11 protein-coding genes and 3 pseudogenes are annotated in these 11,070 nt (G+C 69.4%); 9 read left to right on the top strand and 5 right to left on the bottom strand.

Annotated elements, in window-relative coordinates; all coding sequences use genetic code 11:
* A pseudogene (locus ACH4EB_RS38030) lies at window positions 1-90 on the top strand (IS5/IS1182 family transposase); the annotation flags it as partial.
* 176 nt (window positions 91-266) lie between these two features.
* Here ACH4EB_RS38030 and ACH4EB_RS38035 read toward each other — a convergent pair.
* From ACH4EB_RS38035 to ACH4EB_RS38045, 3 genes and pseudogenes are all read right to left on the bottom strand, one after another.
* Window positions 267-788 carry a hypothetical protein gene (locus ACH4EB_RS38035; RefSeq protein WP_398353086.1) on the bottom strand — a complete coding sequence of 174 codons (522 nt, stop codon included), beginning with the start codon at window positions 786-788 and terminating at the stop codon, window positions 267-269.
* An 832-nt stretch (window positions 789-1,620) separates the two neighbouring features.
* A pseudogene (locus tag ACH4EB_RS38040) lies at window positions 1,621-2,109 on the bottom strand (HAAS signaling domain-containing protein); the annotation flags it as partial.
* Window positions 2,110-2,336: 227 nt separating this feature from the next.
* Window positions 2,337-3,251, bottom strand: coding sequence for an SDR family oxidoreductase (locus ACH4EB_RS38045; protein WP_398353088.1), 915 nt, complete (start codon window positions 3,249-3,251; stop codon window positions 2,337-2,339).
* 96 nt (window positions 3,252-3,347) lie between these two features.
* On the opposite strand from ACH4EB_RS38045, the gene ACH4EB_RS38050 reads away from it, so the two are divergent.
* From ACH4EB_RS38050 to ACH4EB_RS38065, 4 genes are all read left to right on the top strand, one after another.
* Window positions 3,348-4,034, top strand: a complete 687-nt coding sequence (locus tag ACH4EB_RS38050; RefSeq protein ID WP_398353089.1) for a TetR/AcrR family transcriptional regulator — start codon at window positions 3,348-3,350, stop codon at window positions 4,032-4,034.
* Between the two features lie 484 nt (window positions 4,035-4,518).
* Entirely contained in the window at window positions 4,519-5,028 is a 510-nt protein-coding gene (locus ACH4EB_RS38055) for a DUF1269 domain-containing protein (protein WP_398353091.1), read from the top strand.
* A 117-nt stretch (window positions 5,029-5,145) separates the two neighbouring features.
* Window positions 5,146-7,008: a glycoside hydrolase family 15 protein gene (locus ACH4EB_RS38060; protein ID WP_398353092.1), complete on the top strand. Its 1,863-nt coding sequence runs from the start codon at window positions 5,146-5,148 to the stop codon at window positions 7,006-7,008.
* Between the two features lie 132 nt (window positions 7,009-7,140).
* A complete protein-coding gene (locus ACH4EB_RS38065; protein ID WP_398353093.1) occupies window positions 7,141-7,311 on the top strand; it encodes a hypothetical protein in 171 nt (56 codons plus the stop codon).
* On the opposite strand, the gene ACH4EB_RS38070 is transcribed toward ACH4EB_RS38065, so the two are convergent.
* A complete protein-coding gene (locus ACH4EB_RS38070; RefSeq protein ID WP_398353094.1) occupies window positions 7,312-8,022 on the bottom strand; it encodes a TnsA-like heteromeric transposase endonuclease subunit in 711 nt (236 codons plus the stop codon).
* Window positions 8,023-8,111: 89 nt separating this feature from the next.
* Window positions 8,112-8,408 (bottom strand): hypothetical protein, encoded by a 297-nt coding sequence (locus tag ACH4EB_RS38075; protein ID WP_398353095.1) that lies wholly within the window; start codon window positions 8,406-8,408, stop codon window positions 8,112-8,114.
* A gap of 457 nt (window positions 8,409-8,865) precedes the next feature.
* Here ACH4EB_RS38075 and ACH4EB_RS38080 point away from each other — a divergent pair, with 457 nt between their 5' ends.
* The 4 genes and pseudogenes from ACH4EB_RS38080 to ACH4EB_RS38095 all read left to right on the top strand — a co-directional run bounded on the left by ACH4EB_RS38080 (window position 8,866) and on the right by ACH4EB_RS38095 (window position 10,969).
* A complete protein-coding gene (locus ACH4EB_RS38080; protein WP_398353096.1) occupies window positions 8,866-9,237 on the top strand; it encodes a DUF317 domain-containing protein in 372 nt (123 codons plus the stop codon).
* Window positions 9,238-9,343: 106 nt separating this feature from the next.
* Complete coding sequence (locus ACH4EB_RS38085) at window positions 9,344-9,634, top strand: hypothetical protein (RefSeq protein ID WP_398353097.1); 291 nt, start codon at window positions 9,344-9,346, stop codon at window positions 9,632-9,634.
* A gap of 15 nt (window positions 9,635-9,649) precedes the next feature.
* A pseudogene (locus ACH4EB_RS38090) lies at window positions 9,650-10,471 on the top strand (DUF317 domain-containing protein).
* A gap of 69 nt (window positions 10,472-10,540) precedes the next feature.
* Window positions 10,541-10,969, top strand: a complete 429-nt coding sequence (locus ACH4EB_RS38095) for a transposase (RefSeq protein WP_398353099.1) — start codon at window positions 10,541-10,543, stop codon at window positions 10,967-10,969.
* Window positions 10,970-11,070: the final 101 nt, after the last annotated feature.

Below are 11,070 nucleotides of genomic sequence, written 5' to 3' on the forward strand. Positions count from 1 at the left end.
GTCCGCTGGGAAGCACGCGACGACATGCACAACGCCTTCCTCCAACTCGCTCACTGCATGATCCTCGCCCGCAAGGTCCCAGCTTTCTGAAAGGAACCTTAAGGGGCGGACCTGGTCGGTGGGCACCGGCCCAGCCTCGGCCGCGGCACTCGTCGGCTACCGGGATGCATCAGGAACCGGTCGGCAAGGAATTGTCGGACCACGGCGTGGTGAGTGTCGACGTCCGCCTCGGCCACGTCACCTGAGCCCCGTGGCCCTGCCGAGAATCATTGTGCGCTGCTGTGGTGCAGGTAGTGGTGCGTGAGGGTGGGGTGCGCCCACTGCACGGCCGCGTCCATCAGCGTGCCGCCAGGCCAGTGGTCTGCGGAGGGCAGCTCGGATCCGGTCGAGGTGTAGGCCAGCGGTGGCTGATTCGTGGTGAGTTTCCGGAACAGCGTGGACAGCGGAGAGTCGTCGTCCAAGTCGTGCTGTCGCTCGATCAGGACGGCGCGGAGGGTGTCCTTGAGTGGTGGCGCGGCCGGGTCGGCCAGGTGCGGGGTGAGCGCCGTCACGATGTCTGCCACCCGTACGTCCTCCGGGTCATCGATCAGGGGGCCCGCGTACAGGAGTAGTGCGATGGTCGGCAGGGCATGCGTGAAGGGGCCATTGCTGTAGGTCGTGGGCCAGCACGGTTCCAGCAGCCGGGCCGAGCGGCGCAGAGACTCGGTCCACCGTTGGTTACGCCAGTTGTCGGTCTCCGCCACGTTGAAGGCCATCCGGCCTGCCGCCCACCACAGATCTCGTGTCATGCCGCCAAGTTACGGGTTGTGAGCTGCCGTGTCCGTCCTTCTCGGAAGTTCTCGGAGCTCGCGCGGAGCCGGGCGTCCGAGACGAGTCGGGGGCTCTGCTGCCGCTGTTGTCTCTTGACAGCGAAGGTAGCCGCGTGGCTCGCGCTGGCCTGCGTGGACTGGGTTGGTCGGCAAAGGATCACCCAGGGATGGTGGAGCCTCCTACTGGTGAGGCCGCATATCCGACGGCCCCCAGCTCCGAGACGGCGACTCCGTTCTGGCACCTCACTGCGACCGCCCGTGCCCCCCCCGTATCAACGTAGGGAGCCGAGCTCGGCAACTCTGCGCATCGGGGTGCCAAGTGTCCGTTGACGTTCATCGCTGCATCCGCGTGCGGTGCTGATCTGTGGGATGAAGGACCGCGAAGCCCGGTGGGAGCTCGATTCGTATCGTTGGATCTTGCATACCCTGTGGCGGTAACCGCGCGCCGGTACGCGAATCGTCGTAAACCGCCTTCCGTACCGTCCGCCACGTCCCGCCGGACTTGCGATCAGGATCGGCATCGGCATGCCGCCGTGGTGCCGCGCCGAATCGCCGCTCACGGCTCGGCCTTGGCCGCCTGAGACATAAGCAGCGCTCTTCGCTATGAGCAGCACGATGCCGCCCCGGCAAGTGCCCTGCTGCCTCCCACCGCTGAGAGAACCGGCGCTGCCGGTTCGGCACCGTGGAGATCTTGCGAAAGCGGTCCTACACCTTCAGTGAAGCGGCTCCCCCGTCGGCGTCCGAGCCGAGGTCCCGCCGCCCCCTCCCGGCGCTTCGCTCAGCCCTGCTCCCGTCCGGCAGGGCATGTGCTTCAACTGTGGCGGGTCCGCCGGGCGAGGTGGACGGTCGTGAAGATGACCACCGCCAGCAGGGCGACCACCGCGAGAACGAGGAAGGGGCCCGGCATCGACACGAACAGCGCGGTCCCTGAGAGGACCACAGGGGCGAGAGCGGCCCCCGCGGCACCGGCCAGCTTGTCGCCAGCGGTCCAGCGGCGGGAGCGGAGCAGCAGCACCAGGCCGATGAACCAGGCGATCCAGGGCAGGACCGGGATCAGCCAGAACAGCACTCCTCCGGTGATCAGCAGGGTCAGGGCCACGGTGTCCCTTTTCACGGAGCCCGCTGCCCGGGCCTCGGAGGCTGGCAGGTCGGCACGCGCGGCAGCGACGATCTCCTGAGGGTCGCCGAGCTGGCGGAGGATGGCACGGACCACCGCGTCATCGCCGTCCTTGGGCGCGTTGCCGGCGCGGGCTTCGGCTCTGGCGACGGCGATGTGCGAGCGGACATCGGCCAGCAACTCGGCTCGCTGGCCGCTGGCAGGTCGGCTGCGGCATGTTCCAGGTCGGCGAGGTACTGCTCGGCGATCGGGTTGGGGGGCAGGTCAACGGTCATGCTGGGGCGCCTCGTTCTGGGAGAGGAAGTACTGGCGCTTGCGGCGCTGCCCGATGGTTCTGCCTACGCCGGACGAAAACGGACAGCGCACCTGCCCCGCCCCCGCAAGGCGCCGTGAGTGGCAGGGCGGACTGGTCAGAGCTGGTCGGCGACGCTAATGCCGGTGAAGCGTTCGGCTTCGGTCCACAGGCGTGCCGCGACGGCCTTGTCCTGAGCTCGGCGCGGTGGGCGGACGGCTTTCGGGGGGCCGGTCATGACCCAGCGCGGGCCGAAGTAGCCACCGGGCGCGGCGTCGGGGCCGGTTGCCGCGTACAGCAACGGTTCCGCGCCTTGCTCCGGGCCCTGGGAGGGCACGATCTTGGCGGCCAGCGAGGTGAACCCGCCGGGTCGGCCGCCTCCCAGGGTCGGCCCCGAGGTCAGCAGGTTGGTGCGGGTGTTGCCGGGGTGCGCACCGACCGACAGCAGCGGCCGCTGGTGCTGGGCCGCGAGGTCCGCCAGGTGCAGGGTCATCATCAGGTCGGCCAGTTTGGACTGGGCGTATGCCTTGGTGGGGCTGTACTGGCGGGTGGACTGGAGGTCGTCGAAGTCGATGTGGCCGGTGGCGGCGCCGAGGCTGCTCATCGTGGCCACGCGTGGCGCGGGGGCCGACAGCAGTAGCGGCAGCAGCCGCACCGTGAGCGCGAACGGGCCCAGGAAGTTGCTGCCCAGTTGCAGCTCGAATCCGTCCGCTGTCTCGTGCCGGCTGGGCACGTTCGCCACTCCGGCGTTGTTGAGCAGCAGGTCCAGCGGCCTGCCCTCGGCGATCAGCTTGTCGGCGAACTCGCGGACCGAAGCCAGATCGGCCAGGTCGAGCTGGCGCACATCGACCTGGGCGTCGGGGTGCGCGGTGAGGATCTCCGCGCGCGCCTGCTCGCCCTTGACCGGGGTGCGCACGGCGAGCACCACGTGCGCTCCGGCTGCGGCCAGACGGGTGGCGGCCTCTTTGCCGGTGCCGCTGTTCGCGCCCGTCACGACGGCGAGCTTTCCGTGTTGATCGGGAACCTGGTACATCCCTGCCTCTTAAAAGACTACTGGTCTTTAATACTGTCAACCGTAACAGACCGCCGGTCTCGCATTAAGAGACCGGCGGGCAGTTACGATGGGAGGGTGGAATTCCAGCGCGCACGCAGTGCCGAGCAGCGACTCGAACGGCGCCGGCAGATCTTGTCGACGGCAGCCGCGATGCTGACCGAGATGCCGGTCGCCAAGCTCAGCCTCAACGAGCTGAGCCGCCGAATAGGGCTGGCCAAATCCAACGTACTGCGCTACTTCGAGTCCCGCGAGGCCGTCCTGCTCGAACTCTTGCTGGCTGAGATGCGGGACTGGATCGCCGAAGTGGAGCGCGCGACCGGACCGGGCGGCGGAACGCCGCGTGAGCGCGGGGACCGGCTGGCACAGACCCTGGCCGCCTCCCTGACACGGCGGCCGGTGCTCTGTGACCTGCTCGCCGCACAGGCCGCGGTGCTGGAACACAACATCTCCACCGAGGTCGCCGTCCGCCACAAACACGCGGCCTGGCAGAACACGCAGACCCTGATCGAACTGGTCCAGCGGCACCTCCCCGAACTCGGCACCGAGGGCGCGGCCAGGCTGGTGGAGACGACCGTGCTCACGGCCATGGCAGCCTGGCCGTGCAGCCATCCCTCGGAGGCCCTACAGGCCGCCTACGACTCCGACCCGGCCCTGGCTCCCCTGCGGATGGACTTCACCGACCTGGTGCGCCGCACGGCAGAGGTGACCGTCTGGGGTCTCCTCGCCCGCCAGGAGTCGGCCTCCGCACGCCCGGCTTCCTGAACGATCGCCCATGCCATCGCAAAACGGGCACCTCATCCTGCAAGGCAGGGCCGGCGCGGCATGTGCTCGGGCCCGGGGGCGCCGTACCGTGTACGAGGCATCCTTCGGTCCCGGCGAGGGTGACGACGTCGCTGTGCTGGGCGGGGTCGGCACACCCGGACGGGTGGCCCCATCGCGTCCTGCGGCACGGCCCGACAGCCCGGCCTCAGAGCCCTCGCGGACCGTCGGGCCGGTCCCCATCGACGACGTCGTCGACCGACCCCACGGGAGCGTCGCGAACGGCCTGCGGGCGTACCCCCAACCACTGCCCGCTTACTGAGCCGTATCCGATCCGAGGCGGCCTTTTACTCCGGAAAGGCTCCGTGGTCTGCCGGTGCGCGTGAGCGCCGTCGAGGCGGTGATGCGGCAGGCACGGGTGCTGCCAGGCAGGGCGCGGGTCGCTCGTGAAGTGCGGGCGCGGTGCCACGGCCCGACAATGGCGTCCATGAGCCGTATGGAGAACGTGCTGTTCATGAGGGCCGAAGACGCCGGCACGGGACACCAGGCACTGGACCGGCTGCGCCGGGCCGACGCTGACGGCGCCCTCACCCTGCGCGGGGCCACCGTGATCGCCCGGGACGCGCAGGGTTCCGTCGACTTCCCCGACCCCCTCGACACCACCGGCACCGCTCAGGGCTTCACCGCAGGCGGGCTGATCGGCGGCCTCGTCGGCATCCTCGGCGGTCCCCTGGGCGCCATGGCCGGTTTCGGAGCCGGTGGTCTCATCGGCGGCGCCCGGGACGCGCAGCGGGCCACCGCGGACAACGTCGCCTTCCAGATGCTGACCGAGGAAGTGCCACCGGGCACCACGGCCCTGGTGGCGGAGGTCGCCGAGGACAGCCTGGAGGCGGCGGACGAGGCGCTCGCGCCGTACGGGACGCCCGTACGGCACCCGGCGGACCGGGTCAGGGAAGAGGTCGAGGCGGCGATCGCGGAGGGCCGGAGGAGCGCGTGACACCCGCGAGCCCGGACCGTCCCCCTCCGCCCCGCCGCACCGACTCGGCGAAGCAGTGGCCCGTGCACCGCCCTGCCGGCGGCCGCACCCCAGGTGCCGGTGTCGGGAGGCCGCCGGATGACCCGCGAGAGCCCCCGCCCTAGCAGGGCCGACGTGCCCCGCTACCTGCCCATCGCCGAGCACGGCCTGATCGGCGACATGCGTACGGCCGCGCTCACCGGGACGAACGGCACGATCGACTGGTACTGCTGCGCGCGTTTCGACGCACCGAGCGTCTTCGCGGGGATCCTGGACGCGGACCGCGGCGGAGCCTTCGAACTGGCCCCGGACGTGCCCGCCCGGACGAAGCAGTTCTACTTTCCCGACACCAACATCCTGATCACCCGGTTCTTCGCGGACCACGGCGTGGGCGAGATCCAGGACTTCATGCCGATCCTCGACGACTCGCGGGAGGCGGACCGCCACCGTCTGATCCGCCGGGTGCTGTGCGTCCGAGGGGCGCTGCCGTTCAGCGCCCGGGTGGCGCCGCGCTTCGACTACGGGCGGCAGACGCACACCGTGAGCGTCCGGAACGGCCATACGGTCTTCGCGTCCCCGGATCTGTGCCTGTCTCTTAGCGCCAGCGTCCCGGTCGAGACCGACGGTCCGGACGCCCGGTCCTCCTTCACGCTGAAGGAGGGCGAGGCGGCGGTGTTCATGCTGGACCGGATCTGCGACGGGGTGGAGCCGCGGGGCTGCACGCCGCTTGAGGCGGAGGAGATGTTCGGTGCCACGGTGCGGTACTGGCGCCGATGGCTCTCGCGCTCCCGCTACCGGGGGCGCTGGCGGGAGACGGTCCACCGTTCCGCGCTCACCCTCAAGCTCCTCACGTACGCCCCGACCGGCGCCATCGTGGCCGCACCGACGACCAGCCTGCCCGAACAGATCGGCGGCGAGCGCAACTGGGACTACCGCTATGTGTGGGTGCGGGACGCCGCGTTCTGCATCTACGCACTGCTCCGGCTCGGATTCACCGACGAGGCCAAGGCGTTCGTCGGTTTCCTGTCCGGGATCATCCGCGCCGGATGCGGCTCCGGACCCGGCACCGGAGCCGAGTCCGGCTCCGAAGGCCCGCTGCAGATCATGTACGGGATCGACGGCAGAAGCGAGCTCCCGGAGGAGGAACTGCCCCTCCTGGAGGGCCATCTGGGCTCGTCACCCGTCCGAATCGGCAACAACGCTGTCACACAGCTGCAACTGGACATCTACGGAGCCCTCATCGACTCCCTCTACCTCTACGACAAATGGGGGGAGCCGCTGTCCAGTGACGACTGGGACACCGTCGGCGCGCTGGTCGACTGGGTCTGCGAGCACTGGGACCAGCCGGACGAGGGCATCTGGGAGACCCGCGGGAAGGCCCAGCGCTTCCTCTACTCACAGCTGATGTGCTGGGTCGCGATCGAGCGGGCGATCCGGATCGCCCGCCACCGCGGCCTGCCGGCGGACATGCTGCGCTGGATCCGGGTGCGTGACGCGATCTACCGGCGGATCATGGAGCGCGGCTGGTCCACGGAGCGGCGGGCGTTCATCCAGCACGAGGGCGACGACGTCCTCGACGCCGCCGTCCTGACGATGCCGCTGACCAAGTTCATCTCGCCCACCGACCCGAAGTGGCTGGCCACCCTCGATGCCCTGGGCGAGGACCTAGTGTCCGACTCCCTGGTCTACCGCTACGATCCACGGCGCAGCCCGGACGGCCTGCGGGGCGAGGAGGGCACCTTCTCGATCTGTTCCTTCTGGTACGTCGAGGCCCTCTGCCGCGCCGGCCGGGTGGACGAGGCCCGGCTGGCCTTCGAGAAGATGCTCACCTACGGCAACCACCTCGGTCTCTTCGCCGAAGAGATCGGCCGCACCGGCGAACAGATCGGCAACTTCCCCCAAGCCTTCACCCATCTCGCGCTGATCAGCGCCGCGTTCAACCTCGACCGGGCCCTGGGGTGAGACGCGCGCTGGGGTGAGTTCGCCCCCGCGCAGCCACGGTCCGCACGGGGACGGGTCTGGAGCGCTGCCACCTCGTGTGACATTGCGGGACCGACATCTCAGGGCACCGCCATGCCGGCGCCGGTGGCGCGGATGGCGTCCACGCGGTGCGGATGCACCCCGTTGGTCGGCATGGTCTGGACCGTCATGGCGGTGTGCCGGAGCTTCGAGATGCACCGCGAGCCGGTGGGCAAGCGGATCAAGGCCGCCGCCGTGCTCGCCGACGATCCGGACGGTGACGCGGCCAGCCACCGGATGATGTGATCACGGCGCGGGCCGGACAGAGCCTCGACGGAAACTACTGAGAGCCCGGGAGGCGGGCTGTCGTGCCTTCGAACTCCTGGCGTTTTCGCTCGGCCTCCTTCTACATGAGGTCGTCGGTGCGGGTGCTGTGCCAGACGGTGCCCTGCCATAGCAGCCGGTGCCGGGGGTGCCGGTAGCCCGCCAACCACCGCACGTTCCGCACGACGACCGCGTCCGGGCGCCCGCCAGACGAAACTCCCACCCGACTTCGGCGCAGGCCGCCTCAGTCGTCTCGAACTTCACCCAGTCCCGCGGCCGGCGCCGCTCGGCCGGACGGCAGTCCAGCACCACGGCCGATCCGTCATCGCGGTGCGCGAAGAAATCCGGCACGTGCGACAACGGCCGGCCGTCCGCGGACGACCAGAACGGCTGCGAGGCGATGCCGACCACCGCCGGGTCGAAGTCCAGCAGCATCACGTGGTCGCGCTCCAGCCAGGACTCGTACCCGATGTGCCCGGCCGCCGTCACCGACCACCACAGGCCCGGCAGAGCGCGTTGCCGACGGTATGACGCGAAGGTGCGAACCGGGGCAGCGTGCTCGAACGACACCGCCCACGCGACCGCCAGAGGCCGCCGCAACTCCGTCCCGTCCGGAGCGATGTACGCGACCTCGAACCCGGCCGCCAGCGGCCCGGCGGAACCGCCCGGCAGAACCTCTAACGCATGGACCACGACCAGCTAACCCCGCCCCTGTCCGCAAGGTAACTCTTCAGTCCGCAAGATCCCCCGCAAAGTGAAGCTTCAATCCGCAGACTCCGACGTCACAGGACACCAAGGAAGATCTCGGGTGAGGTGGGGCCGTAGGAAATGTTGAACGTCTCGAGCCGGTATCCCCAGGGCCCCTTCTGGTTGCCAAACCGGTAGTTGATCTGCCATTGCAGCCACTGTCCCGGGGTGAGCCGGACCTTCGGCGGACGCTGTTTGCGCCGCGGCATGTCGAAGATCGTTGTTTCTGGTGGATCTACCTGCAGCAGCCCGTCGACCTCGCGAAGCACCAGGCCGGGACGCGACAGGTCCCGCTCCGACATGCGCGGGCGGAATGCATCGGATTCCCGCACGGCGACACAGTGGAGGCCGGACTTCAGGTCAGGTGGGAGTGGGAACGCCGTCGGGGCTGCGTTTCGCGCTGCCGCCCCGGCCCCGCCTCGCGACACCTTGGTCCACGACGTACGCACTCGTTGAACGATGACATCATGGAGTCAATCATCGGACATGTCACCGCATCGCGACCACTGTGATTCCGGAGCCAGGTTCAGCACAGAGCGCGGGCTGGTTGAGTGACCGGGCAGTCCCATAAGCCGACGGCTCAACGGCAGCAGACCTCGCCCGACCAGGATCGCTGACATGACACGCGCCAAGCGGCTGGGTTCGATGACAAACGCCTTTGTTGGGTGACAAAGGACAGCAGTTCGCCGGGAGCAGACAGGAAAGATCGCCAAAGGGCTGGTGGAAGCCGCTGGGGCATGTCAACGTAGACGACCTTCCCCGAAATCCCCAGGTCAGAGAGGTGACGCCGTGGCAGTGGATGCCCTGCAACCTGGATTCGCCACGACGGTCGAAGCCCTTCGGCTCCGCTCCTGGCGGCTCGGTCCCGGCCAGCCGATGCGGGTGCTGGACCAGTTCGCACACGCCGAGTTCACGCACGTCGTGGACGACCGTGCCGATGTCCACATCAACTCCCGTGATGGCCGGTTCTACCTCGGCTGGTTCCCCAACGGCAGGCCCGGCGGAGCCGACGAGGACTGGGTGAAGGACGAAGGATGGGTGATCGCCGTGACCGGCACGGCAAGTGTTCCGGGCTACAAGATGTCCTTCGGAACTGAGACGCCGGCCGATATCGTCGCCGCCGCCGCGGCGCGGGTGCTGGAGACTTCCCGGCGCCAGTAACGCTCCGGATCGAGTCGAAAGTTGCCCGTCGCAGAACGCCCTCTGCCCCGGCGGCAGCGCAAGCCGCCACTACTCGCGCCCCCTCATACAAGGAGGATGATTGCCCGTGCCGCACAACGAGTTGACCGTCGGCGATCTCATCGACCTGTTGTCCGCCTGCGAACGGAGCGCTCCGGTGCGACAGGCGATGAACCCGTTCTTCCCGATGGCACACCGCCTCGCGCAGGTCGTCCAGTCCGAGGACGAGACCGGCCGGCCCGTCGTCTACCTCGCCGAAGGGCGGGACGCGGACTCCCAGCTTGGTCATCTGCCGCCCGAGGTCGCCGTCGAGCTGGCCTGGCACTCTCAGGTCCAGGCGCCCCCGCGCCGACCCCGCCGCACCGCCGGCGGCAAGTAGCACCGCACCTAGTCTTTGGAGGCGCCCCTGTATCCCGACTTCTCCTTCGATCCGTCCGCCCCGATCAGCACCCAGCCCGCGTACTGGGTGGGCCCCCGGCATCTTGCCGGTGACGACGGCCGCCTCTACGACGTTGCAGCCGACACGCTTGCTGGCATCGGCTGGACGAGCCTGACGATCGTCCGCGGCCGGCACAAGCCGGACGAGGCACCCTAGGACCGGCAGGTCCTGCGCAGCACCGTCCTGCACATCAGCGCCGACACCCTTCGCTGGGCCCAGTGGGTCCTGGCGGACGAGCCGTTCCACCTGGGGGAGCTGCCGATCGCCTGGCAGGTCTCCGCTCGCGCGGACACGAGCAGCCCGCTCGCGCAGTGGTCCGCCTACTTCACCTCCGACGTCCCGGGGGAAGTTCTGGCCGACTTCCTGGTCGCGCTCGACGCCCGCGACCAGCCCGCTGCCCCGATGGGTGGGCCCGAACTGGTCCTCGACGCGGTGACCGCACACGGCTGGTTCCGTGACATCGACCAGCCTTACACGGGAGCGATGGATTCTACTTTCGCCTCGCATATCAGCCTCGGCGAGGTGCCACCCCTCATCCAGGACGCCGACCCGCGCGTCCTGGCGGCGGAGACCGACGCGGCGGGCCCGGCCGGGTGGCAGGCGTGGGCCGAGCCGGTGCTGGGGGCACCGTGCCTGTGGGCCGCGTCCTTCGGCCCCAGCGTGCCGCACGACCTCGTGGCGTGCTTCGCGACCGCGCTCAGCTCCACCGCGCCGGTGCTGCGCCGGGTGCTGCCCGAGAGCACGCGAGAGCGACTCCTGCGGGCACCAGCCGACTGAGCCACAGGGACGGTATGCCACCCCAATGCCTCAGACAAGTCAATCCTCCTGCCATGTGGAGGTGGGCAGTTGCTGTTCGCGGGGCGCGACTGGTCGGACCGGTGGCTGGACGTCGCTGTCCTCGACCGGTCCGGAGCCGTTCTCGGGGAGACACGGATCGTCTACGCCGACAACCTGGACCCGGTCGCCCGGTACCGGGAGTTCCTGGCGCCGCTGGGGCGCAGATGGCGAGCGACCGTCACCGGAAGCGAGGACGTCCGCATCCTCTTCGCCCGGTCGTCGGCGGCCGCGTGCATGGAGGTCGTCCATGTGGACCCCACCCGTGCCGCCCGTCACCGCGCCGCGTTGGGAACCCCCAAGACGGATCGCGCCGATGCGCGGCTGATTGCCTCCATGACCCTTGCGGGACAAGGCCGCCCACTCGTCGCGAACTCTTCGGCAGCGGAGACACTTCGGGTGGTGGCGCACGCGCACCGGGCAGCCCTCGTACGGATCTAGTGACCTGAGTCGGAGGTTTGTCGTTGGTTGGGTATGAGTCGTCCGGGTCCGAAGATTGCGCCGTTGTCGGTCACTGATGCCCAGCGGGCTGTGCTGGAAGG

The sequence above is a fragment of the Streptomyces sp. NPDC018045 genome (genome assembly GCF_044327445.1).
GTDB lineage: Bacteria > Actinomycetota > Actinomycetes > Streptomycetales > Streptomycetaceae > Streptomyces.

Coding starts and splice junctions, on each gene's coding strand:
- ACH4EB_RS38035 (WP_398353086.1), bottom strand. CDS start 788: ATGACACGAGATCTGTGGTGGGCGGCAGGCCGGATGGCCTTCAACGTG.
- ACH4EB_RS38055 (WP_398353091.1), top strand. CDS start 4,519: ATGAGCCGTATGGAGAACGTGCTGTTCATGAGGGCCGAAGACGCCGGC.
- ACH4EB_RS38045 (WP_398353088.1), bottom strand. CDS start 3,251: ATGTACCAGGTTCCCGATCAACACGGAAAGCTCGCCGTCGTGACGGGC.
- ACH4EB_RS38065 (WP_398353093.1), top strand. CDS start 7,141: ATGGCGTCCACGCGGTGCGGATGCACCCCGTTGGTCGGCATGGTCTGG.
- ACH4EB_RS38060 (WP_398353092.1), top strand. CDS start 5,146: ATGACCCGCGAGAGCCCCCGCCCTAGCAGGGCCGACGTGCCCCGCTAC.